Source organism: Lacipirellula parvula (assembly GCF_009177095.1).
GTDB lineage: Bacteria > Planctomycetota > Planctomycetia > Pirellulales > Lacipirellulaceae > Lacipirellula > Lacipirellula parvula.
The window spans coordinates 5144045-5166886 of the sequence record NZ_AP021861.1 but is presented as its reverse complement, the minus strand read 5'-3'; the positions used below and the strand labels follow the sequence as shown (position 1 = coordinate 5166886).

Genomic DNA, 22842 nt, shown 5'->3' with positions numbered 1-22842 from the left:
ATCAGAAGCCGCAACTATAGCCAGCTGTTCAGCGTGCGAAGGCGCTGTCGCTAGCCATGCGTTGATTCACGACTATTGAGCTGTTGCATGAACCTGTTACTAGCTGTCACCGTTGCGAGAGTCGCGTCTGACGTGGCGTTGGCGTTTGCTGCCTTCTTCGTGGGATTCTGCGGGGCTGTGATCTACATGCGGTTCATCGCCGCTCGCCACGCTACGCCCGCCGTCCCGAGCGAAACCGCTTCCGGCGAGATGTCGGCCAACGACGCCGCTCGCGCGAGCATGGCCGCTCAGCAATTGCGTGACTTGGCTCGCAACGTGGCGTACGACGTTGGCGCGCACAATTCGTTCGTCGAATCGATCACTGATCAACTCGTCGGCATCGAGCAAGGCAACGCCGAGGGGGGTGCCGTCGTCATGGACGTCGTCGCCAAGATGCTCGACGCCAACAAACGGCTCCAAACCCGCCTTGAAGACGCCGAACAGAAAATCGCAACGCAGGCCGAGGAAATTCGCAACCAGCAGTTCGAGGCCCGCACCGACGCGCTGACGCGGCTGGCGAATCGCCGCGCTTTCGATGCCGCGCTGCTCGAATCGACCGAACTGTTCGCCTCGAAAGGCCAGTCGTTCGCGTTGATCATGCTCGACGTCGACAACTTCAAGCAATTCAACGACGTGCACGGCCATCCGGCCGGCGACGAGGTGCTTCGCACCGTCGGGCGGACGCTCGGCCGCGTCGTTAGCTCCGGCGATTCGGCCTGTCGCTACGGCGGCGAAGAGTTCGCCGTGATCCTTGCCAACGCCACGGTCGAGGACGGCCAGCTGGCCGCCGAGCGGATTCGCAAGGCGATCGAGGCGATGAACGTCCAGTTCGGCGGCAACGCCCTGCGGGTAACGGCCAGCGTCGGCGTCGCTGGTTGCGTCGCCGACGAAGAGACCTCCGCGCTCGTTCGCCGTGCCGACGAAGCCGTCTACGGCGCCAAGAAAAATGGCCGCAACTGCAGCTTCTGGCATGATCGCGAAATCGCTCGGCTGATTGTCGCCGCGAAGGCTGCCGATGCGGCGGCCAAATCGTTGCCCGCCGCGGAAGCGAAGAAGTTCGCGAACCGCTCGATCTTTACCGATGAACTCCATCGCCGGATTGCCGAGAGCCGGCGGTTTGGCGTGCCGATCACGCTCGTCCACTTCCGCGTCCGAGATTTTTCGGAACTGGAACACAACTACGGCAATGCCATCGGCATGCTGCTGCTCGATTCGCTCGCCTCGTTCGTTCAGTCGACGCTGCGTGACATGGATTTGTTGGCTCGGCTCGAAGGGGGCGAATTGGTCGTGATGCTTCCTGGCAGCTCGGCGAGCGCCGCGAAGATCGTCGGTCAGCGAGTTCGCACCTCGATTTCGCTTTGTCCCGTTCCGCTGGGCGATCACCAGATTCGCTTGGAACTCGACATGGGCGTCTCCAGCGTTCAACCCGACGAAGACGCCGCCTCGGCGATGGAGAGTGCGCGAGCGGATCTCGTTTCCACCGCCGCCGCCGAAGCCCAGCAACGGCTGCAAGACGCCGACCTGGCCGCCGTTTGAGCGGCAGGCCCGCCGTGGTAGGCTGCCTGCACGATGGACGACTTCAAGCCTCAGCCTGCCGCCGCGCCGCCGAAGCCGCCGCTTGGTCCGCCAATTCGGTCCGCGAAGTCTCGAAAGCTGCAGTTCAGCTTGCGCTCGATGCTGATCGCAACGGCGGCGTTCGCCGTCGTCGCCGCCGTGGTTGGGCTCATCGGCCACGACGTCGTGGAGTTGGCCACGCTGCTGGTGATTCTTTGCATGCTGCCGGTCGCCGTCGGCACGCTCGCCGTTTACTGCCGCGGTGAGCGCCGCACGTTCTTCGGCGGGGCGGTCGCCGGGCTGTTGCTTCTGCTGCCATTCGCCGATTCCGCTTACCGCGGTTGGTTCGGCGGGCTAATTCCGTCGATCGTGCTTGAGGTCGCGGCGATCGCTGTCGGCGGGTTCACGGCGCGGTATGTACGCCGGTTCGCGGCGGCCCGCGGCTGGGACCGCGAATCCGACGCAGGGTAGGGGACGGGGCCGTTCGAGGGCGGTTTTCAGCGTGCGAAAAATATAGTCGCACAATCTTCACACCCCCCTTGTCGTGTAGCCGTCTCGCCCTACAATTGCCTTTCTCACGACCAAAATCACCTCAACTTGAGGGCTAAGATTGGTCGATGATCGGTGGTCAAAAGAGTTTTGAAATTTTCAAAACCCCCTTTGACAGCCACAGCGAAGTCCCTACAATACGGGACTTCCACCAAGTCGCGAGGGTCAGCTGGTTGCAGTTGATTTGAGCGGCTCGGTTTTCGCGGCTCCCTTGCGGGGTCGCGCCGATCTCTGGTCGGGTCCGTTCTTTGACAATTTGGTGTTTTGAGCAAGAGTGGCATCTGAAACCCACTGCGAGCCACAGGGTTTGTCCCTGTGGTAGTGCTTTGGGTCTCCTTTGCCTTAGACAACGAAGATCAAGCGTTACTCGAAGCGGTCGAAGCGAGCCGCAGGGTTTATTCCTGCGGTCATCAAATCGATCGACTTCTTTGTAGCAGCATTTGTCTTTGCTCGAGTTCCCCTGATTCGTTCGCGAGTCAGCTGTTCGAGAGCGTTAGATAAATGTGGCCAAGCTACAAAGGGCGTATGGGGGATGTCTTGGCATCAGAAGGCGATGAAGGGCGTGGAAGTCTGCGAAAAGCTCGGGGGAGTTGACAAACAAATGATGATCCCGAGATCCCTGAATTGACGTACGGTGAATACATAGCCGTACGTGGCTAACCCAGGAAACTGAAACATCTAAGTACCTGGTGGAAGAGAAAGAAAAATCGATTTCGTCAGTAGCGGCGAGCGAAAGCGAAACAGCCCAAACCGCGAAGGTTTCCTTTGCGGGGTTGTAGGGCTTCTCACATGAGAGTTACAAAACTGCCGACTAACAGAATGGCTTGGAAAGGCCAACCACAGAGGGTGACAGTCCCGTAAGTGAAAGATGAGCAGTCTCTCGAGGAGTACCTGAGTAGGTCGAGCCACGTGGAATCTCGACTGAATCTACGGGGACCATCCCGTAAGGCTAAATACTCTCTGATGACCGATAGTGAACTCAGTATGGCGACTGAAAGATGAGAAGAACCCCTGCTAGGGGAGGAATGTGAACCTGAAACCATACGCCTACAAGCGGTCGGAGCACTATGCCCTTCGGGGAATGTGTGACGGCGTGCCTTTTGCATAATGATCCGGCGAGTTACCGTTAGCGGCTCGGTTAAGACCTTACGGGTCGAAGCCTCAGGGAAACCGAGTCTGAATAGGGCGATCATTGGTCGCTGGCGGTAGACGCGAAACCACGTGATCTACCCATGAGCAGGTTGAAGCGCAGGTTATACTGCGTGGAGGACCGAACCCACTTGGGTTGAAAACCGAGGGGATGACTTGTGGGGAGGACTGAAAGTGTAATCAAACGTGGAGATATCTCGTTCTCTCCGAAATAGCTTTAGGGCTAGCCTTGAGCCACTACGCAGTGGGGGTAGAGATACTGATTTGGTTTGGGGCCCTTCCCGGGGTACCCTGCTGAGCCAAACTCCGAATACCATTGCGACTATCTCAGGAGTCAGTCCGCGAGGGATAAGCTTCGCGGTCGAGAGGGAAACAACCCAGATTACCTGCTAAGGTCCCGAAGTCGTACTCAGTCACTAAGGAAGTTGAATTGCCGTGACAACCAGGATGTTGGCTTAGAAGCAGCCACCATTTAAAAAGTGCGTAACAGCTTACTGGTCAAGCAATTCTGCGCCGATAATGAACGGGAGTAAGTACGACACCGAAGCAGTAAGTTCGTCGCAAGACGAGCGGTAGGAGAGCGCTGTACGTCAGATACAAGCGGTACCGTAAGGAGCCGTGTCGGGGCGTACAGGTGATTATGCCGGAATGAGTAACGATAAGACAGGTGAGAATCCTGTCCGCCGAAAACCTAAGGTTTCCTGGGGAAGGTAAATCCGCCCAGGGTTAGCCGGTGCCTTAGTCGAGGCCGAAAGGCGTAGACGATGGACAGCAGGTCAACATTCCTGCGCTAGCTATGTGGACCGATGGAGGGACAGCGTCCGAAAGGTGAGCGGTACGACTAGAAATGTCCGTCACCCCTTGCAAGATGCCTGGTAGGTAAATCCGCCGGGGTAATTCAAGTTTGGGGTGCGAGCGCGTTTATGTTCGCGAAGTCATCGGAAGGACGTTCAAGAAAAGCTTCTAAGGGTTGAAGCATAGCTAACCGTACTAAAACTGACACAGGTAGGTGAGACGAGTAGTCTAAGGCGCTCGGGAGAATACTGGTTAAGGAACTCTGCAAAATGGCCCCGTAAGTTCGCGATAAGGGGTGCCCTCGGCGGTGCAAGCTGCTGGGGGCCACAGTAAATCGATTCCTCCAACTGTTTATCAAAAACACAGGTCTCTGCTAACTCGCAAGAGGATGTATAGAGACTGACGCCTGCCCGGTGTCGGTAGGTTAAGGGAGTAGGTTAGCCGTAAGGCGAAGCTTGCGACCGAAGCCCCGATAAACGGCGGCCGTAACTATGACGGTCCTAAGGTAGCGAAGTTCCTTGTCGGGTAAGTTCCGACGTGCATGAAAGGCGTAATGAGAGGAAGACTGTCTCAACCAGTAACCCGGTGAAATTGTAGTCGTGGTGAAGATGCCACGTTCCCGCAGCTAGACGGAAAGACCCCGTGAACCTTGACTGTAGGCTGATATTGGGCTCGTGTATTGACTGTGTAGGATAGGTGGGAGGCTATGAACCTTGGGCGCAAGCTTGAGGGGAGCCATTGGTGAAATACCACCCTTTTAATGCATAAGTTCTAACGCTGATTCCTGTGAATCCAGGCAGCGGACAGTGTCAGTTGGGCAGTTTGACTGGGGCGGTCTCCTCCTAAAGAGTAACGGAGGAGCCCAATAGGCGACCTCAGCCTGGTTGGCAATCAGGCATCGAGCGTAAAGGTATAAGGTTGCTAAACTGCGAGACCCATGAGTCGAGCAGATGTGAAAGCAGGGCTTAGTGATCCGGTAGTCCCGTATGGAAGGGCTATCGCTCAACAGATAAAAGGTACTCCGGGGATAACAGGCTTATCGCTCCCGAGCGTCCATAGCGGCGGAGCGGTTTGGCACCTCGATGTCGGCTCATCACATCCTGGGGGTGGAGAAGCTCCCAAGGGTTTGGCTGTTCGCCAATGAAAGTGGTACGTGAGCTGGGTTCAGACCGTCGTGAGACAGGTCGGTCCCTATCTACTGTGGGCGCACGAGACTTGAGGAGGTTCTTCTTTAGTACGAGAGGATTTAGAAGGACGACCCTCTGGTGTTCCTGTTGTCGCGCTAGCGGCACGGCAGGGTAGCTAAGGTCGGAACGGATAAACGCTGAAGGCATCTAAGCGTGAAGCCCGCTCCAAGATTAGGTCTCGTTGGGTAATACCCGAAAGTCCCCTGGAAGACGACCAGGTTGATAGGCCGGATGTGTAAGTGCAGTAATGCATTCAGCTAACCGGTACTAACGGACGAATGCTTGGCCACATTTATCAAACGCTCTCGATTTTCAAATCGAAGGCAAAGGATATCAGCGAGCCGCAGGGCTAGTCCCTGCGGAACTCGTGGCAGTTGCCACTCTTGCAAACACCAGAATGTCAAGCTCGTGCGGGCTTTACCGCCCCACGAGCTTTTTCTGGCGACCATACCGTAGTGGAAACACCTGTTCCCATTCCGAACACAGTAGTTAAGCACTCCGGGCCGATGATAGTGAGAGCACTCGCGAAAGTAGGTATCGCCAGATTTATCAAAAACCCCGTGGGGATCTCCTCACGGGGTTTTTGTTTGCGCTGAATTGACAGTGGGTGAGTGGTCGTTTGGCGGTGGAGCATCGAGCGCTCTTTCACTTTCCGCAGCTCGCAAATGGCTGCGGATCGCGCGGCGAGTTTGCACTCCTTTTTCGGCCGAGCTACACTCCACCCTGCTTCTCTGCCGGAACCAGAGATGGGCATCGAGTAGTAACCGTTGCACTCTTACACTCGCGGTAGCTCATCGCACGAGATGGTTCCATGTCCGACAATCCCCTCCGCATCGCCGTGCGCTGTACGTCTTGCGGCAAGTCGTACAAACTCGATCAAACGTTGGCCGGCAAGAAGGCCAAGTGCAGCTGCGGCGCCCGCATCGATATTCCCCCGCTCGCAGCTCAATCGCCGTCAACGCAACGCGTCGTCCCCGAACGCGTCGCGGAGAATTCCCCGGCTCCGCTTCCGCCCGTCGCGGTAAGTGCAAGCCAGGGCGACGACGATTTCTTTGGCGATGATTTTTCCGTCGTCGCTCCCTTCAGCGACTCAGACTTCGCCTCGCCCGAAAGCGATGAGCTGGAACTCGAGGCCGTCACGCAGCGCGTCGTCCCCGAATCAATCCGCGATTCCCTGGCAGCAGGGGAATCTGCGAGCGTCAACGCTTGGCATGCCGCCCGCACGGGCGGGAAAAGCGAATCGAGTTGGGCGCTGAAATTTGTCGGCGTGTTCGGCCTGCTCATCATGGGAAACGCGATTCTGTCCGGGCTGGCCTCCATCGCCGGACTAGCCGTCTACATTCTGCGCCCCGATGCGACATTGCCGACGACCCTGGTGTTCGCCGGATTGATCGCCTTTCAGTTGATGGTCTGCTTCATCATCTATCGTCTCGGCAAGGGGCTTCTGGACGGAGAACGGAGCGCCGTCCACGGGCTCATGGTTATTTTCGCGTTGATTGCGGGTGCGGCGATCGTGACGGCCGTCGCCGTCCCCGCACTTTTACTTCCCGCATTGGTGTTTCTCGTCGTGAGTTTGCTCGTGTACTTGTTGCCAGCCGTTGTGGCTTACCTCCATTGGGATGACTTTCACGTCGCGGAAGGCTAACGCCAGGTCTTATGGGAATAACCCGCTGTCAGCGGAGAGCCCGTCAGGGCTGAGGAGTTCTCCCCAGTCGGCGTGGTTTGACGTGGCGATAAGGGGCTTCCATAACGACCCAACTCCACAAAACCCCGTGAAATTTGCGGCTTCGCGGCCGATTCTCGGCAATCTCGCCCTTCACGGCAGCCCCGCGCTTGCGGTCTCGCTCCCCCTTCGCCACGCTATAGAAGCAGTCCTTTTCGTCCCAATGCCATCCGGCGGAGACTAGCCGATGCGATCTCGTCACCTAGCCGCATTGCTTCTGCTCGTCGTCGCGATGCCGTGGTGCACTAGTAAGGTGCAGGCGGATGTCCTTTGGACTGAAAATGCCGAATCGGGCGCCGGCGGTATTACGACGAACGTTGTGCCCGGGAACTACGCGCTCATCCAGTCCTCGATCGTCGGGCAAGGCGCCAATTCCTTCCACCTCGCCAATCCCGGCTTCGCCGACAATTGGTTCGCCAGCAATTCGGCCTTCACGATTCAGGCCGATTCGAAGCTTTTCTTCCTCAGCCGTCTCGGTTTCGCCGCCTCTGGGCAGGTCGCCCGCGTCGAGATGTCGACGAACAACGGCGCCACTTGGCCGATTTCGCTCTACGCGCAAACCGGCACAAGCACCGGCTCGGCGCCCGTCGAAAGTAACTTCGCCCTGCGAACGGTCGATCTTTCGGCCTACGCCGGCCAGTCCGCGAAGTTCCGCTTCAATCTCGACTTCGTCGGCGGGACAGCGTTCACGCAAACGAGCGCCGGCGTCGGCTGGTACGTCGACGACATCCAACTCGCCGATCAATTCCAAAAAAGCCTCTACTCCATCGGCCAGCCCTCTGCCGAGGAGCAGCTTTACCTCGAGTACATCAACCGCGCCCGCTCCGACGCCATCGTCGAAGCCAATCGTTTGAAAAATGAAAACGCCCCTGGCGTGCAAAGCGCGTACAGCTTCTTCGGCATCAATCCGCAGAACATCGTCAATCAGTTCAACGCGTCGGTCGCCAACGGGTTGATCGACCAGTTCGCGCAGCCGCTGTCGTTCAACGCGTCGCTCAACCAGGCCGCGGAACTTCATTCGCAAGATATGCTGACGAACGGTTTCCAAGGTCACGTCTCCTCGAGCAATCCGCCAAGCCCGCTCACCGCTGGGATGACGCTGGGCCAACGCGCTCAAGCGGTCGGCTACGTCGGCAGCCTGGGCGAGAACGTCTACTCCTACAGTTCCAGCGTCGCCGAAGGCCACGCGGCCTTCGACGTCGACTGGGGAAACTCCGGCAACCCGGCCGATCCGAGCTACAATCCCGCCTTCGCCGGCCAGGGGATGCAAAATCCCGCCGGTCACCGCATCTCAATTCACAACAACGATTTCAAGGAAATCGGCGTCGGCCTGGTGAATGGCAACGGCCCGAACAACGTCGGCCCGCAAATCGTCACGCAAGATTTCGGCAATGCCGGCCCCGGCAGCTTCGTCACCGGCGTCGTCTACGAAGATCTCAACGGCAACAATTTCTACGACGTCGGCGAAGGCCGCTCCGGCGTCCGCGTCGACGTTGCCGGCTCCGCGTATTACGCCATGTCGTCGCTCTCGGGCGGATATTCGATTCCCGTCAGTGCGAACGGCGTTTACGACATCCTCTTTAGTGGCGGCGGCTTCGCGAACTACGGCACGTCGATCACCATCGCCGGCGGGCTGAACGTGAAAGTCGACTATCACGCGGTCGCCGCGCCGTCGTACGCCGCTGATTTCAACGACGACGGCCGTGTCGACGCCCTCGATCTCGCCAAATGGAAAGGCGACTTTGGCGTCAACGCCCTCAGCGACGCCAACAACGACGGCAAAACGGACGGCGCCGACTTCTTGGAGTGGCAACGTGAATACGGCTCCGGCGTCACACCCGCCGCCGCGGTCCCCGAGCCAGCCGGCGGCGCCCTCCTCGCCTCCGCCGCGATCGCCCTCTGCGCCGGCTACAACGCCCGCCGCCGCAGCTAATCACTCTGGGCACGCATCTTCTCATAGCGAGCCGGGGCGTCCCGCCCCCGGCGCGTCGTTCAACACGCCGACTCCATTAGGGCTTTTCCCCGAATGGGCGTAGGGCAAATGCCCCAATCGACGGAAATGCCCTGGATGAGGTGGATTATACTGCCTGCACTCACTCGACATACTCCCTTGAAGCGAAAGTGCAGCGCGATGTGGCATACGTCAACGGGCGAACGCACATTGATTGGGGCGGAAGCGATGCTGGTGAAGGAGGCGATCACGGGCGTCGCCGAGCAGATCATGGAAGAAAGCGGCGGCTACATGGAGCAGTGGGAATACGGCATCGATCGCTTCGACGAGCTAACGCTCTCGCAGCGCCTCAAATTGCTTGAGCAAGTTGCTACCCATTTGCTGACTGCTACCGCGGAGACGCTTGAACTGACCGCTTTTTGCGAGGCGGCAGTTGGCGCTATTTATGAACACGTCTTGGTCGAAGTTGATTGGGAGATCGACGATGATGATCGCCCCGCAACGCGCTGGCGCTCTCTCATCCTCGCTGCCTACGCCGAGTGCTTCGGCGAAGATCAAGGCGACCCAGAGGACGACTTCACGCTTACCGACGCAACGTCGCGCGATCGGGACGAGTGGGCGCATTTGGTCGAGTGTCTGGCCGACAATGTTCTATGGGACCGGGACTACGAAATGGACGAGTTTCTGGATGCTCCTCCTGAAACGAGCCGCATGCTAAGGCGCCATATGGGGATTGACGACGATTACTACTCAGCGTCAGCCTGCGATACGATCAGTAACGAGGCGGTCGAAGACGCCTACCGCCGACTTGCATCGCTTCTTGAGTAATACTTCAGCTATCCATTAAATGCCATGAATGACGATCAGATTTCCGACCCAATCGACCAAGAAATCCGCATTAACGAATTCCGAGAGGCAGCCAGAGAGGCTGTCGACGGCGAGATGTATTCATGGGAAGATCCTGATGCGCCGCCAGCAATCACGGAGCAGTTTTGGGCGAATGTCCTAGAGTACGAGCAGACGCAGCAAAGTTGTCATTTCCTCATGCTGGAACGGGTAGGGATTGAGTTGCCTCCGCCCGAGCAACTTAACGACGAGCAGATCGGCACAAAACTCTGGGAAGTAATTCATGCCCTGTCTGGCATGCAAGTCTACCTGTCGCAAACAGATCACTGGAGCGACCGCGAGCTTTACGAAGAACTTTGGCATGACACGCTCCGCGAGTATGCGCGTGAATTTCCACCAGATTCAGGTTGGCGCTGCCACATCGACTTCCTGAGCTCGGGCAGCGATGAAGACAATCTCCTTTATCTGAAGCATTACGCGGACGAAGAATACCGGCGCCGTTGGCATGACGATTGGCCCGATGACGTCATGCCGTCGCACGAAGATCCGCAATATGATCGCGATTCAAAACTACCGAAACCGCTGGAGCCGTAGTTCATCGCGGCGCCATTCGTCCCCCCCCCCCCGCGAGCCGGGGCGTCCCGCCCCCGGCGATCGCCTTTCCATCCCCGCCCTCAGACCCCCTCCATACCTCTCGTCTCGCCTGGGGGAAATCGAACCCTATCGGATCGAATTGATTGAAATCTTCACGCCGAGCCTCTACACTCGCGGCTCACCCCAGCAGGCGTTTGAAGCATGAATGTCAGCCGTTCGAGCATCTTCTCCGCGTCGTGTGCCGCCGCGCTCGCCATCCTGGCGGCGGTTAGCACAAATTCGCAGCTCCAAGCCTTTGAAGTAACGTCGCAGACGCAGACCCAAGCCGCATGGAGCGGGTTTGGCTCGAGCTTCAATCCTCAGTGGTATGGCGTTACCAAACGTGTTGACTGGCAGCCCCCGAGCAGCTCAAGCGGCGTCATTCTTTGGGCAGGAGGGGGCGGCATTACTTTCGGCCCTCCAGCCTCCCCTAAGCCTATTCGCCTGGTCTCCTCGACTCGCCAGCAGAGTTACACGGCGCAGTCGTCCGTTTTCAGCGTGATCGCCGAGACGGGGAACACGAGTACGAGCAAGGAGGCGGGCGTTTACGGTAGCAACGTAGCGCAGTACGCGCAGATATTGAACCTCCAGAACCTGGAACTCGTGAAAGCCCGGACCGTCAGCGAGCAGAATTCAACGCTCACCGACAATTCAATCTCGGCCAGCGGCCGAGTGAGCACGTCGGCAACGCTTCACGCTCAGCTAGCCGGCCAGGGCGAGTCGATTGCCTACAGTCAATCGCTTCTCTCGGCGAACTATTACGTGACGGAGCGCATGCCGTTTACGCTGAGCGGTTCGCTCGCCGGCGCCGGGGCGTTGGATATTGAGTTTTCCATCGTCGATCAAACGTCTGGGAAGTCGATCTTCCAAGTGAAGCCCACGATTGCCAACGTCGGACGTTCGTGGAACTTCGACTTGTCAGGCTCGTTGATTCCAGGCAGCTACCAAATCAAAGTCGACGCCCATACTTCAGCCTCCTCGAAGACTTCGCTGCAGTCGGCCGGCGGTTCAGGCGAATATAAGTTGGCGTTCTCTGCCATCGTGCCGCCGGTGCGGGGAGATTTGAATGGCGACGCCGAAGTCGACGCCGCCGACCTCGGATTCTGGAGATCGAACTTCGGGAAAAACGCATCCGGAGACTTGAATGCCGACGGGAGAACCGACGGAGCCGACTTCCTTGTGTGGCAGCGTAGCCGTGGAGCGAGCCCCGCCGCCGCCGCTGTAAGCGCAACCTCAATCCCCGAACCGGCCTCGCTATCGCTCCTTGTTTGCGGTCTGGCAACGTTCGCCCTTACCCGCAGGCGGTAGCGGCGCCCGCTTACCCAGGCCCGCGAGCCGGGGCGTCCCCGCCCCCGGGTCAAGACGCGTAGGTCAGGCTTTCAGCCTGACGGCCGCGCAATAACGGTTTAGAAGACTCCTTGGCCGCTCCGTCGGGCTGAACGCCCCGCCTGCGCCGTAGAAATCTGACGGCAATCTCAGAAAATGTAGTTAGAATATCCAGAGATTGACTGTCGAGGGCTTGCCCGCAGAGGCAACAAGAAAGACCTGATGAAACGACTCGTTAAATGCGCGATGGCATTGTGCGTTATCGCTGCGGGATCTTTGGCACAAGCAGCGGTTTGGACGACCATTGATCATCCCAGCGCTGGCCCAGACGGAACCTATCCGATGGGCATTTCCGGAAGCAATATCGTCGGTTACTACATTGGCGATGGCATCGGCCAACGCGGATTCGTCTACAATGGCTCGACGTTTACAACCATTGAAGCGCCGGCGCCCGCCGCTTTCACTTGGGCTTCAGGAATCGATGGCGAAAATATCATTGGCTATTACGCGACGCCGACAAGCCCCACGACGTCTATCACCCGTGGGTTCTTGTTGAACGGGGCAACGTTCACGACGTTGGAATGTACGCTTCCAGGCGCCGTCGAAACGCTTCCGACGGGCATCGACGGAGCCAATATCGTCGGGCTGTATTACGATCAAGCTGGCTACCCGCATGGGTTTCTGTACGACGGAACGACTTATGTTGCTTTGGACGACCCGGTCGGAGGAGGAGCTACGCTACAGGGCATTTCGGGAAGCCAGATTGTCGGCTCTTCTTACGCCCGAGCGTTTGTCTACGATGGCTCCGTGTTTCAGGAGTTGGCGCCGCCTCAGGCAAGTCTGCAACGTACCGTGGCCTCTGGAATCGACGGTAGCAACATCGTCGGATACTACGATACCTTTGGGAGCAACGACAACCCGCCGGCATTTCAGCGGAACGGTTTTATCTTCGACGGCTCCGCCTACAGAACGCTCAACCATCCGATCGCCGGTCCGCTGGGAATGACGCAGCCGAGTGACATTGATGGCAACCGGGTAATCGGAAGTTATCGCGGCGCCGATGGCAACTTTCACGGGTTCATCACCGTCGTGCCGGAGCCAGCCGCTATGTGGCTCTTCTCAGTTGCAATTCCAGTGATGATCCGCAGCGCCCGTAACCGTGTCGCGCCGCCAGCGAGGCAAGTGGCAGAAAATCGCAGCTAGAAGCAGCCGCATTGTTTGCTAAGCTCGTAGTTTGGGCTTTCAACGCGACAGCCCCCCCCGCCGCGCAGTCGTCCAATCCACGACGCTGCCGGCGAGCGCATCGCTTCGCCAACTTGAGTTCAGCACTGGCCTAAAAACAAAATCGCTTACTAGCGGCGTAGCCTCCTGCGTCATTTCTGTCGCCGGGAGATCCGCTGTAAGCCATTTTCAGGGAATGGTTTGCGAATTGTGTCGCCAGAAATGCGTGTCGCGACAAAATGACAAAATAGCCGACCTTAACGCCAAAACGTCCGCTAAAACGCAATCGCTGCCGGTAGGTACTTGTTGATCAAGTCGGTGTAATACGGCCGCAGTTGTTCCCAATTCGGCGGGTTCGGCGACTTCGAATAAAGATCGTAAGGGTTGAATTTCTTCACCCACGGCAGCATCGCGCGGTCGTGGTCGTCGCACAGCCAATCGTACTCGTGCTCGCGATGCCAGGCGTAGAACGAGTGGTACCGGATCATGTAGAGCGCCGGTTCCGGCAGGTAGTCCTTCATGACGTGGTAAAGGTACTCGTCATGCCCCCACGACATCAAGATGTTTCGCAGGCCGCACCCTTCGCGGTAGACGCCCAGCTTCGTGTTGTAGCGCGGATCGCGCGAGTCGGGGTTCTGGTTGAAATATTCGGAGTAAACGATCCGCTCGCTGAAGCGGCAGCCGACGGGGAACGTATCGCCGACGACGCACCACTGCGGTTCGCCATACAGGCACAACACCTTGCCAAGGTCGTGGAGCAGTCCAACGAGGACAAACCAGTCCTCATGGCCGTCGGCGCGAATCGCTTCGGACGTCTGCAGCAAATGCTGCAGTTGATCGAGATCGATATCGGGGTCGGAATCGTCGACGAGCGTGTTGAGGTAGTCGCACGCTTCGAAGACGCTCATCTGGCTGCGATTGAGCTGCAGGAACTCGGCCCGCTTTGCCTGCACGAACTCGTAGGTCTGCTTGCGATGGTTCTCTTCGTAGAATGCCCGCACCGTCTCGCGGGCGGGGTTCTCGTAGTTGCGGTAGTCTTCCTTCGCCTTCGTGTTCGGCTCAGGGTAGACCTGCTCTTGGACGAACTCTTCCCAGGCTTCGCCGACTTGGTGAGGCGAGACGCCCTTGGTCGATTCACTCATCGAAAACTCCGGAAGAGAACAGGCTGCCGACACCGTACTTCGCGACGTTGGCTGGAGGCTGCGAACGAGTTTCACACTAACACGTTCCCGCAAGAGCGACAACATGAGCGATGCGGGCGTCCCACCCCACGTTTGCGCCATTTCACAGATTCTCTACGCGAAAACTTGCAGACGCTGGGAAACGGCGTTACAAGAGGGCTGGGTTCCCCCGGCGGAGGGGGATGGACACCCCCGGTTTACGGCCAGCTCCCAGCCAGAGACCACCAGCGATGCGCTACTTCATAGACGTCACCGTGGAAGACGACCCGAAGCGTTCAGTCGAGTTGAAAGGAATGCCGGCGATCCCCTCAGCCGGAGATACTGTGGCCGTCGAAGCCGCGGGCGTCACCGCCTACGGGGTGGTGATGCACCGTCACTTCCAATACGAGTCGCCAAACATCTGCCGGGTTTCGCTCGTGTGCGTCCACGACAACCCGGAGTGAGCGGAGTCGAAGACTGGACAGGAGTACGGGATTGGTTGGATCAGCAAGATTGAGATCCTGTCGATCCCCGTGATCCTGTGATCCCGTCCATCTCTCAATCAGGTCGGTAGGTCGCGAAGCACTTGGGCGTTTCCCACAGCTTCACCTCGACGATCGGCACCGGCAGCTTCAGCTTCAGGCTTTCATCGTAGATCAGCCGGGCGATGTTCTCGGCCGTCGGATTCTGGTCGAGCAGGTAGAGCGGCTCGCCCATCTCCTGCAGCGTCGGCACCACCGGGTCCTCGCGGTGGAGGAGCATCCGGTGGTCGAGGTTGTCGTCGATCCAGGTGCTCACCGCCGATTTAATGTCCGAGAAATCGACCAGCATGCCGCGATCGTCGAGGTCCGGCCCCTCGATCGTGATGATCGCAACTCCGTTGTGGCCATGGAGATAGCGGCACTTACCGGCGTAGTTCAACAGGCGGTGGCCGTAGCAAAATTCGATCTCTCGCGTAACGCGAAACATGGCGGTTCCGAAGCGAAGGGAGCGGGGTAGGGGAGGGCGTGAGCGGCTCCAATTGGTCTCCATTCAGGATGACGCGCCCGGGCTGCCGGTTCCACCCCATTTCCCGAGCTTGCCAGCATCTGCATCCAGCCCGATACTGGGGGCCAACTCAGCATTCACCCTTAGGGAAGAGGCCGCTATGTCTGATCGCCGCCAGAAGCTCCGCCGCCAGCTCAAGCAGGAGGGGCTCGACGCCCTGCTGGTGACGAACTTCAAGAACGTCACCTACCTCACCGGCTTCACCGGCGACGACAGCTACCTCCTCGTCGGCAAGCAGGGCGACGTGCTTATCAGCGATCAGCGCTACACGACCCAGCTAGAGCAGGAATGCCCTGGGCTCGATCTGGCCATCCGCGGCCCGGGCTCGAAGATGCTCGAGTTCACCGCCAAGGCCATCGAAAAGTCGAAGGCGACCCGGTTGGGGATCGAAGGGGACTCGATCACGGTGGGCGTCCGCAACGCCCTGGCCGAGGCGCTGCCGAAGGTCGAGCTCGCCCCCACCTCCGGCTGGGTCGAGGAACTCCGTATTATCAAGGATAAGGAGGAGATCGACCGTACCCGCCGGGCGTGCGACCAGGCTCGGCGGGCCTTCGAGGTCGTGCGGGCCAAGCTGACCCCCGAAATGACGGAACTCCAGGTGGCGGCAGAGCTTGAGTACCAGGCCCGGCAGTTCGGGGCCAAGGGGCTCAGCTTCGAGGCGATCGTCGCCGTAGGGACCCGTGCCGCCCTCCCGCATGCCCGCCCGACGACCCGGCGGATCGGGGAAGATGACTTTACCTTAATCGATTGGGGCGTGAACGAGGGGCTCTACATGAGCGACTTGACGCGTATGGTGCCCACAGCTAAAATTTCGCCCAAACTCCGTAAGCTGTATGGAGTTGTGTTAAAAGCACAGTTGGCTGGCATCGAGGCAATTCGCCCCGGAGTCACCTGCGAAGAGGTCGACCGCGCCGCCCGCAGCGTGATCGAGAAAGCAGGCTACGGCAAGCAGTTTGGCCATGGTCTGGGACACGGCGTCGGGCTGGAAATTCACGAGGCGCCCCGGCTGGCCCAAGGTCAGACCAGGGAACTGAAGCCGGGGATGATCATCACGGTCGAGCCGGGGATCTACTTCCCCGAGTGGGGCGGCATCCGGATCGAGGACGACATTCTCGTCACGCGGACCGGCCACGAAGTGCTGACCTCGGTGACGAAAGACCTCGATGAATGCCTCGTCGCGTAGCGAACCGCAAGTGTGTTGAATGAACGACAGCAAAGGTACAAGCAACATGGCTAGTAGTGGATCGAATTCTGAGGACGTCTTCGATGTGCGTCGCGTACGGCGGCTCGTCGAATTGATGCAGGAGTTCGAACTCGCGGAGATCGATCTGCGGCAAGCAGAACAGCGGATCCGCCTGCGGAAGGATCAAGAGCCGGTCGTGGTCCAGGGCGGTTACGCCCCGGCGCCGATGGCGGCCGCTCCAGCGCCGGCACCCGCGGCAGCATCCCCGGCGGCCCCTGCGGCTGCCGCCCCCGCGGCGCCTGCCGTCGAGACGGGACACTTCATTGTCAGCCCGATGGTCGGCACGTTCTACGTTTCGTCGAGCCCCGACTCGCCAGCCTTCGTGAAGATCGGCGATCAAGTCGGCCCCGAGACGGTCGTCTGCATCGTCGAAGCGATGAAGGTCTTCAATGAACTGCCGGCCGAATGCTCGGGCAAGATCGTCGCCGTGCTGGTCGAGAATGGCGCCGCCGTCGAATACGGCCAAAAGCTGTTCCGAGTCGAGAAGTAAGCGTCGGCCTCTGGTCTCGCCGCCGACGATCAACGTGACGGACGCGGCGGCAAGCTTCGGCCGGGACGAGCGCCCCGCCTCCACCTAACGTCTAGTTAGTTCGCTATGTATCAACGCATCCTAGTCGCCAATCGAGGGGAGATCGCGCTGCGGGTCATTCGCGCCTGCCGCGAACTCGGCATCGAAACCGTGGCGATCTACAGCGAAGCCGATCGCGGTTCGCATTACCTTAGCCTGGCGAACGAAGCCTACTGCGTCGGCCCGGCAAAGGCGTCGGAAAGCTATCTGCGGATTGCCAACGTCATCAGCGCCGCCGAAGTCGGCAACGTTCAAGCGATTCACCCCGGCTACGGCTTCCTCGCGGAAAACGCCCACTTCAACGAGATCTGCCGCAGCTGCAACATCGACTTCATCGGCCCGTCGCCCGAGGCGATGGCTCAGCTCGGCGATAAAGACGCCGCCCGCAAGCTGGCGAAGAAGGCTGGCGTGCCGGTCGTCCCAGGTAGCGAAGGGATCATCACCGATCCCGAAGAAGCATTGCGGTTCGCCCACGAGGTCGGCTTCCCCGTGCTGATCAAGGCGGTCGCCGGCGGCGGCGGTCGCGGCATGCGGGTCGCGGCGAACGACCTCGTCCTCAAGTCGGCCTTGCAGCAAGCCCAGCAAGAGGCGGAAGCCGCGTTCGGCAACGGCGCCGTCTACCTCGAAAAATACATCGAACAGCCGCGGCACGTTGAAGTGCAGGTCCTCGCCGATAGCCATGGCAACGCGGTCCATCTCTGGGAACGCGACTGCTCAGTGCAGCGGCGCCACCAGAAGCTGATCGAAGAGAGCCCGAGCCGCAGCATCTCGCAAGAGACGCGCCTCGAAATGTGCGAAGCGGCTCGCCGGCTGATTCTCACCGCCAACTACGTCAACGCGGCGACGGTCGAATTCATCGTCGACAAGGACGGCAAGTACTACTTCATCGAAGTCAACGCTCGCATCCAGGTCGAACACCCGGTCACCGAAATGGTTACCGGCATCGATCTGATCAAACAGCAAATCTTGATCGCCTCGGGCGAGCCGTTGCCGTTTAAGCAGGAAGACATCGTCCACCGCGGCGCCGCGATCGAGTGCCGGATCAACGCCGAAGATCCGAAGCGCAAGTTCCAACCCTCGCCGGGCAAGATCGAGCGGCTGATCGCGCCGGGCGGTTTCGGCGTGCGGTTCGATTCGCATGCTCACAGCGGCTACGTCGTTCCGCCGTACTACGATTCGATGATCGGCAAGCTGATCGTGCATCGTCCCACCCGTGAAGAAGCCATTAGCACCATGCTCCGCGCCCTCGCGGAAATGCGTGTCGATGGCATCAAAACGACCATCCCCATCCACCAGGAAATCCTCAGCCACAGTGCGTTTGCCGAAGGTCGCATCGATACGACCTTCGTCGAGCGGACGTTCGGGGCTGACTGATCGATCGAAGGCGAGGGCGTCTGGCCCAGCCATTCTCGGTTTGTCTCCGGCGCCTTAGAATGCCGGGCTTCCACGAACAGAAAAGACCCGACCAGTCGTCGAGCGAACCTTTTCGCCTTGCCGACGCGGTCCGCCGCTCGATGGCATCCTCGCGATGCATTCGATGGCGTTGAGCAAGTGAGATAAGAGAGAGAACCATGGCCAAGAACAGCACGCTTTCCCGTCCGCCGCGCAGCCCCCACAACTTTCGTCGCGCCGCGATCTTGTTCGCCGGCGGTCCGGCGCCGGCCGCCAACGCGGTCATCTCGGCCGCGGCCGTCTCGTTTCTCCGCGACGACATTGAAGTCGTTGGCGTGAAGCACGGTTACTCGCAGCTGTTGCAGTTCGGCCCTGATCGTCCGCTGGTCGAAGGCCAAGACTATGTGATGATCGATCACAAGATGCTCCGCCGCACCCGCAACTCGCAGGGGATCATCATCGGCACGGCGCGGGCGAACCCCGGCAAGAACGTCTCCAGCCCGGCTCACTTGGATGACGCCGAGCGCGTCGCTCCGCTGAAGACCGTGTATGACGCCCTCCGTTCGCTCGGCGTCGATATGCTCGTCTCGATCGGCGGCGACGACACGCTGAAGACCGCCAACAAGTTCCGCTTGTTCCAAGAGCGTTTGCCGCTCGAAGCCCCGCGGATTCCGGTCGTCCACCTGCCGAAGACGATCGACAACGACTATCGCGGCATCGATTTCACGTTTGGCTACTTCACCGCCGTCGATTTCCTGGCGACTGAAGTCCGCAACATGCTGGCCGACGCCGAAGCGAACCGCAGCTACTTCCTCGCTGAGTCGATGGGCCGTAGCGCCGGCTGGCTGGCCTACGGCGTCGCGATCGCCGGCGAAGCGAGCCTAGTGATCAGCGTCGAAGACATCGTCGGCCGCTATCGGATGACGGAAGAGTCGACCGATCCGAAGACTGGCGAGAAGAAGACGCGCGATATCATGAACCTCGACGAGGTGATTCCGCGCATCGTCGCGACGATTACCGCCCGCGAGAAGGAAGGCAAAGAATACGGCGTCATCGTCATCGCCGAAGGTTTGGCCGAGTTCCTGCCGAATAAGTTCCTGGAAGGCGTCGGCCGCGACGACCACGGCCACATCAATATTTCGGCGATCAACCTCCACGATTTGTTCGCGGAACTGATTGCGAAGGAATACCATAAGACTACCGGGAAGAAGCGGAAGATCACGCCGGTGCAAATCGGGTATGAAGGACGTTGTGCGAAGCCGCACGCGTTCGACGTGATGCTCGGCAGCCAACTTGGCGTCGGCGCCTACCGCGCCTTGGTCGAGAAGCGGCTCAACGGCGTGATGGTTTCGGTTTCCGGTCAGCTCCAACTCGAATACGTGCCGTTTGACGACCTCGTCGACCCGCAAACGTTAGTCACCGTAGTGCGGTACATCGAGACGGACAGCGATTTCCACCGTTTGACGCGTTTCCTGGAAACGCACGTGCCGGAAGGCGAACCCGGCGGGCCTCTTTAAGCGACTGCAGGATCAACCATGAAGTTCCCCTCGCCGTTTTACCGCTGGCGTCCCCACCCTTGGCACGGCCTCGACGTCGGCCCAGCGGTGCCAACGGTCGTGCATGCGTACATCGAGCTCACCCCGTTCGATCGTATCAAGTACGAGCTCGATAAGCAGACGGGATACTTGCGGGTTGATCGCCCGAATCGGACGTCGTCATTCTGCCCGACGCTGTACGGCTTCGTGCCGCGGACGTTCTGCGGCTCGCGCGTCGCCGCACTGATGCCCGAGGCGAAGGCCGGCGATCACGATCCGCTCGACATTTGCGTGATCAGCGAGCGGCCGATCACGATGTCGGAAATCATCTTGAAGGCCCGCATCGTCGGCGGCTTGCCGATGTGCGACAACGACGAGGCCGACGACAAAATCATCGCCGTCCTTGAGAATGACAACATGTGGCAAGACGTCACCGACGTCACCCAGTTGCCGAAGGTGATGGTCGACCGGCTGCGGCACTACTTCAGCACCTACAAGATGCTGACGCCTGATGACGCGAAGGTCCACATCGCCGACGCTTATGGTCGCGAGCATGCCGAGGAAGTGGTGAAGGCGGCGATGGCCGATTACCTCGACCACTTCGGCGAGTAAGCGGCGATTGGTTGCGATGATCTAGCCCCGGGCTCCGCCCGGGGGTGGCGCACCACGCCGATGGAGAGTCGCCTTCACTGCACGCCGACCCCCGGGCGGAGCCCGGGGCTAGGGAACGCGGCGAGCCGACGAAAACGGCTCAGCCGTCCAGCGAGCCCTTCGTGCTCGGCACGCCCGTCATCCGCGGATCGGCTTCAACCGCCATCCGCAGCGCCCGGGCAGTGCCCTTGAACACCGCCTCGGCAATGTGGTGACTGTTCCGCCCGTAGTGCAGGAGCACATGCAGGTTGCAGAGCGTGTTGGCGGCGAACGACTGCCAGAAGTCTTCGAGCAGCTCGCTGTCGAACGCCCCGATCTTCGGCGACGGCAGCGGGGCGTTGAACGCCAGGGCGTACCGGCCGCTGAGGTCGACGGCGACGGTTACCAGCGTCTCTTCCATCGGCAGCGTGAAGTGCCCGTAGCGGCGGATGCCCTTCTTATCGCCGAGCGCCTGGCGGAACGCCTGGCCGAGGCAGATGCCGGTGTCTTCGACCGTGTGGTGCTGATCGACGTGCAGATCGCCGCGGGCGGCGACGTTGATGTCGAATGCCCCGTGCTTGGCCAGCAGTTCGAGCATGTGATCGAGGAAACCGACCCCCGTTTGCACGTTGGCCACTCCGGAGCCGTCGAGGTTCACTTCGACGATGATCTCGGTTTCGGCGGTCTGGCGTTCGATACGGGCGGTGCGGCTCATCGGCTCTTCGGCGGGCTAGTGCGGAGGCGGGGTTTGTAGCGTCCTCACGACTCTACCATGGAGCGGAGCGGCGCACGAACGGTTCGCCCAGCCGGAACCAGCCGATCCGCCGGCAGGGGCCGGAGCAGGCTGCGGGGCTGCTACAACCGGTAGAAAAGCCTGGGAATGGGGCCCAATAAAAGCCACCGGCTCCGCCGGTGGACGGAGCAAAAGTCGGGCAAATTAGCTGGTTGGGCGGAAAGCGCAATCGGGCGAATTAGCACTTCGTCCACCGGCGGAGCCGGTGGCTTTCATGCTCGAAAATGAGCACCCGAAGAAACTAGGCCCAGTCGAGCCCCGTCTCTTCTCGAATGCGGTCTTCAAACCCGCCTAGCAACCCGCCGACGACTTCCCAACCACGCGGGCGGCGAACCTCGACGTCCCCTTCGTGATTCACGCGGACGATCGTCTCGTCCGAGACATGGGCCCGCTGGAACTCGTCCCCCTGCAGTTCGTCTTCGTGCAGAGCGCGGCGGAGCGTGGCGCCGGTCATTTCAATGAAACTCATCGCGGGGGCTCCTCGCGGCTTGGGACAGTCTGAACGGGTAAGCCCCGATTTTACTTACCGGCTGCGGCCGCGGGTAGTTCCCCGCAACCCCGTCGGATTCTGCAACCGCTTTCCCTAGTTCATCGTCCAGTCAGGCGCCCGCTTGCGGACCAGCTCCGTCAGCTTCAGCAGCGTCGGCACGTCGAGTTGCTCGGTCCGCACATCCTCGGCGAACTCCATCTCCGCCATCACTTGGTCGACCTGCGCCTTATTGAACACCCCCTTCATCGCTGCGACGATGTTCGCCCGCAGGAACTTGCGGCGATGGAGGAAGATCGCCTTGGTGAACTGATGAAAGTAGCGAAGGTCCGGCACAGCAGCGCGACGTTCGGGATCGATCACGGTCTTCACGATCGCCGAATCGACCTTTGGCTCTGGCCAGAAGACGCTCGGCGGCATGATGCGGACGATCTCAACGGTCGCCTGGCACTGGAACCAGGCGCTCAGCGCGCTGTAATCCTTCGACCACGGTTGAGCCGCCATCCGCTCGCCCAGCTCCTTTTGGATCGTGGCGACCATCGAGTGGGGCGTGAACTCCCACGACAGCAGGTTGCTGAGAATTGGCGTGGCGATGTTGTACGGCAGATTCGCGACCAGCTTGAACCGGCTGCCCGGAATGGACGCAAGTTGCGCGCCGACCGCTTCGATCACCGCCGGATTAAAGTTGTTCTTGTTGCGGAGCGCGTCGACGTTGAGCATCGTCACGTTCTCGCGGTCGATCAACATTTCGCTGGCGAGTTCGAACATGTGCCCGTCGATTTCCACGGTAACGACGGCCCCGGCGCGATCCGAGATCATCTGCGTGATGGCGCCGGTGCCAGTGCCGACTTCCAGCACCACGTCGCGGGCATCGAGTTCGGCCGAATCGACGATCAGTCGGTGCAGGTTAAGATCGATCAGAAAGTTCTGACCATGCCGCGTGGCGGGGCGAATCCCCATTTCGCGGAAGCGGGAAATCAAAAATGACTTGGTTTGACGGCTCATCAGTCGCGG

19 protein-coding genes and 2 rRNA genes are annotated in these 22842 nt (G+C 59.9%); 16 read left to right on the top strand and 5 right to left on the bottom strand.

The window, feature by feature from the left end:
- Window positions 1–87: 87 nt before the first annotated feature.
- The 10 genes from PLANPX_RS20250 (at window position 88) to PLANPX_RS20205 (ending at window position 12955) form a co-directional block, all read left to right on the top strand.
- On the top strand, window positions 88–1575 hold the full coding sequence (locus PLANPX_RS20250; protein WP_152100484.1) for a diguanylate cyclase domain-containing protein: 1488 nt from the start codon (window positions 88–90) through the stop codon (window positions 1573–1575).
- 33 nt (window positions 1576–1608) lie between these two features.
- Entirely contained in the window at window positions 1609–2064 is a 456-nt protein-coding gene (locus PLANPX_RS20245) for a hypothetical protein (protein WP_152100483.1), read from the top strand.
- A 583-nt stretch (window positions 2065–2647) separates the two neighbouring features.
- A 23S ribosomal RNA gene (locus tag PLANPX_RS20240) occupies window positions 2648–5563 on the top strand.
- 147 nt (window positions 5564–5710) lie between these two features.
- Window positions 5711–5819 (top strand): 5S ribosomal RNA (gene rrf, locus PLANPX_RS20235).
- 265 nt (window positions 5820–6084) lie between these two features.
- Window positions 6085–6918 carry a hypothetical protein gene (locus PLANPX_RS20230; RefSeq protein WP_152100482.1) on the top strand — a complete coding sequence of 278 codons (834 nt, stop codon included), beginning with the start codon at window positions 6085–6087 and terminating at the stop codon, window positions 6916–6918.
- A gap of 265 nt (window positions 6919–7183) precedes the next feature.
- Window positions 7184–8929, top strand: a complete 1746-nt coding sequence (locus PLANPX_RS20225; protein WP_152100481.1) for a CAP domain-containing protein — start codon at window positions 7184–7186, stop codon at window positions 8927–8929.
- Window positions 8930–9127: 198 nt separating this feature from the next.
- Window positions 9128–9775: a hypothetical protein gene (locus PLANPX_RS20220; protein ID WP_152100480.1), complete on the top strand. Its 648-nt coding sequence runs from the start codon at window positions 9128–9130 to the stop codon at window positions 9773–9775.
- Window positions 9776–9799: 24 nt separating this feature from the next.
- The gene (locus PLANPX_RS20215) at window positions 9800–10387 is read left to right on the top strand and encodes a hypothetical protein (RefSeq protein ID WP_152100479.1); all 588 of its coding nucleotides are present in this window, start codon (window positions 9800–9802) and stop codon (window positions 10385–10387) included.
- Between the two features lie 201 nt (window positions 10388–10588).
- Window positions 10589–11734 (top strand): hypothetical protein, encoded by a 1146-nt coding sequence (locus PLANPX_RS20210; RefSeq protein ID WP_152100478.1) that lies wholly within the window; start codon window positions 10589–10591, stop codon window positions 11732–11734.
- Between the two features lie 240 nt (window positions 11735–11974).
- The gene (locus PLANPX_RS20205; RefSeq protein ID WP_152100477.1) at window positions 11975–12955 is read left to right on the top strand and encodes a hypothetical protein; all 981 of its coding nucleotides are present in this window, start codon (window positions 11975–11977) and stop codon (window positions 12953–12955) included.
- 293 nt (window positions 12956–13248) lie between these two features.
- Here PLANPX_RS20205 and PLANPX_RS20200 read toward each other — a convergent pair whose 3' ends face one another.
- Window positions 13249–14115: an inositol oxygenase family protein gene (locus tag PLANPX_RS20200; protein ID WP_152100476.1), complete on the bottom strand. Its 867-nt coding sequence runs from the start codon at window positions 14113–14115 to the stop codon at window positions 13249–13251.
- Window positions 14116–14384: 269 nt separating this feature from the next.
- On the opposite strand from PLANPX_RS20200, the gene PLANPX_RS20195 reads away from it, so the two are divergent.
- A complete protein-coding gene (locus PLANPX_RS20195) occupies window positions 14385–14597 on the top strand; it encodes a hypothetical protein (RefSeq protein ID WP_152100475.1) in 213 nt (70 codons plus the stop codon).
- Between the two features lie 94 nt (window positions 14598–14691).
- On the opposite strand, the gene PLANPX_RS20190 is transcribed toward PLANPX_RS20195, so the two are convergent.
- Window positions 14692–15102, bottom strand: a complete 411-nt coding sequence (locus PLANPX_RS20190; RefSeq protein ID WP_152100474.1) for a 6-pyruvoyl trahydropterin synthase family protein — start codon at window positions 15100–15102, stop codon at window positions 14692–14694.
- Window positions 15103–15280: 178 nt separating this feature from the next.
- On the opposite strand from PLANPX_RS20190, the gene PLANPX_RS20185 reads away from it, so the two are divergent.
- From PLANPX_RS20185 to PLANPX_RS20165, 5 genes are all read left to right on the top strand, one after another.
- Window positions 15281–16363, top strand: a complete 1083-nt coding sequence (locus tag PLANPX_RS20185) for a M24 family metallopeptidase (protein WP_152100473.1) — start codon at window positions 15281–15283, stop codon at window positions 16361–16363.
- A 46-nt stretch (window positions 16364–16409) separates the two neighbouring features.
- Window positions 16410–16913, top strand: a complete 504-nt coding sequence (accB, locus tag PLANPX_RS20180) for an acetyl-CoA carboxylase biotin carboxyl carrier protein (protein WP_152100472.1) — start codon at window positions 16410–16412, stop codon at window positions 16911–16913.
- A 105-nt stretch (window positions 16914–17018) separates the two neighbouring features.
- Window positions 17019–18365, top strand: a complete 1347-nt coding sequence (gene accC, locus PLANPX_RS20175; protein ID WP_152100471.1) for an acetyl-CoA carboxylase biotin carboxylase subunit — start codon at window positions 17019–17021, stop codon at window positions 18363–18365.
- Window positions 18366–18562: 197 nt separating this feature from the next.
- Window positions 18563–19900 carry a 6-phosphofructokinase gene (locus PLANPX_RS20170; RefSeq protein WP_152100470.1) on the top strand — a complete coding sequence of 446 codons (1338 nt, stop codon included), beginning with the start codon at window positions 18563–18565 and terminating at the stop codon, window positions 19898–19900.
- Window positions 19901–19918: 18 nt separating this feature from the next.
- Window positions 19919–20530 (top strand): inorganic pyrophosphatase, encoded by a 612-nt coding sequence (locus PLANPX_RS20165; RefSeq protein ID WP_152100469.1) that lies wholly within the window; start codon window positions 19919–19921, stop codon window positions 20528–20530.
- Between the two features lie 139 nt (window positions 20531–20669).
- Here PLANPX_RS20165 and hisB read toward each other — a convergent pair whose 3' ends face one another.
- The 3 genes from hisB to rsmA all read right to left on the bottom strand — a co-directional run bounded on the left by hisB (window position 20670) and on the right by rsmA (window position 22833).
- The gene (gene hisB / locus PLANPX_RS20160; protein WP_152100468.1) at window positions 20670–21263 is read right to left on the bottom strand and encodes an imidazoleglycerol-phosphate dehydratase HisB; all 594 of its coding nucleotides are present in this window, start codon (window positions 21261–21263) and stop codon (window positions 20670–20672) included.
- Window positions 21264–21582: 319 nt separating this feature from the next.
- A complete protein-coding gene (locus tag PLANPX_RS20155) occupies window positions 21583–21810 on the bottom strand; it encodes a hypothetical protein (protein ID WP_152100467.1) in 228 nt (75 codons plus the stop codon).
- A gap of 114 nt (window positions 21811–21924) precedes the next feature.
- Complete coding sequence (rsmA, locus tag PLANPX_RS20150) at window positions 21925–22833, bottom strand: 16S rRNA (adenine(1518)-N(6)/adenine(1519)-N(6))-dimethyltransferase RsmA (RefSeq protein ID WP_152100466.1); 909 nt, start codon at window positions 22831–22833, stop codon at window positions 21925–21927.
- Between the last annotated feature and the right edge of the window lie 9 nt (window positions 22834–22842).

Coding starts and splice junctions, on each gene's coding strand:
- PLANPX_RS20250 (WP_152100484.1), top strand. CDS start 88: ATGAACCTGTTACTAGCTGTCACCGTTGCGAGAGTCGCGTCTGACGTG.
- PLANPX_RS20245 (WP_152100483.1), top strand. CDS start 1,609: ATGGACGACTTCAAGCCTCAGCCTGCCGCCGCGCCGCCGAAGCCGCCG.
- PLANPX_RS20230 (WP_152100482.1), top strand. CDS start 6,085: ATGTCCGACAATCCCCTCCGCATCGCCGTGCGCTGTACGTCTTGCGGC.
- PLANPX_RS20225 (WP_152100481.1), top strand. CDS start 7,184: ATGCGATCTCGTCACCTAGCCGCATTGCTTCTGCTCGTCGTCGCGATG.
- PLANPX_RS20220 (WP_152100480.1), top strand. CDS start 9,128: ATGTGGCATACGTCAACGGGCGAACGCACATTGATTGGGGCGGAAGCG.
- PLANPX_RS20215 (WP_152100479.1), top strand. CDS start 9,800: ATGAATGACGATCAGATTTCCGACCCAATCGACCAAGAAATCCGCATT.
- PLANPX_RS20210 (WP_152100478.1), top strand. CDS start 10,589: ATGAATGTCAGCCGTTCGAGCATCTTCTCCGCGTCGTGTGCCGCCGCG.
- PLANPX_RS20205 (WP_152100477.1), top strand. CDS start 11,975: ATGAAACGACTCGTTAAATGCGCGATGGCATTGTGCGTTATCGCTGCG.
- PLANPX_RS20200 (WP_152100476.1), bottom strand. CDS start 14,115: ATGAGTGAATCGACCAAGGGCGTCTCGCCTCACCAAGTCGGCGAAGCC.
- PLANPX_RS20195 (WP_152100475.1), top strand. CDS start 14,385: ATGCGCTACTTCATAGACGTCACCGTGGAAGACGACCCGAAGCGTTCA.
- PLANPX_RS20190 (WP_152100474.1), bottom strand. CDS start 15,102: ATGTTTCGCGTTACGCGAGAGATCGAATTTTGCTACGGCCACCGCCTG.
- PLANPX_RS20185 (WP_152100473.1), top strand. CDS start 15,281: ATGTCTGATCGCCGCCAGAAGCTCCGCCGCCAGCTCAAGCAGGAGGGG.
- accB (WP_152100472.1), top strand. CDS start 16,410: ATGGCTAGTAGTGGATCGAATTCTGAGGACGTCTTCGATGTGCGTCGC.
- accC (WP_152100471.1), top strand. CDS start 17,019: ATGTATCAACGCATCCTAGTCGCCAATCGAGGGGAGATCGCGCTGCGG.
- PLANPX_RS20170 (WP_152100470.1), top strand. CDS start 18,563: ATGGCCAAGAACAGCACGCTTTCCCGTCCGCCGCGCAGCCCCCACAAC.
- PLANPX_RS20165 (WP_152100469.1), top strand. CDS start 19,919: ATGAAGTTCCCCTCGCCGTTTTACCGCTGGCGTCCCCACCCTTGGCAC.
- hisB (WP_152100468.1), bottom strand. CDS start 21,263: ATGAGCCGCACCGCCCGTATCGAACGCCAGACCGCCGAAACCGAGATC.
- PLANPX_RS20155 (WP_152100467.1), bottom strand. CDS start 21,810: ATGAGTTTCATTGAAATGACCGGCGCCACGCTCCGCCGCGCTCTGCAC.
- rsmA (WP_152100466.1), bottom strand. CDS start 22,833: ATGAGCCGTCAAACCAAGTCATTTTTGATTTCCCGCTTCCGCGAAATG.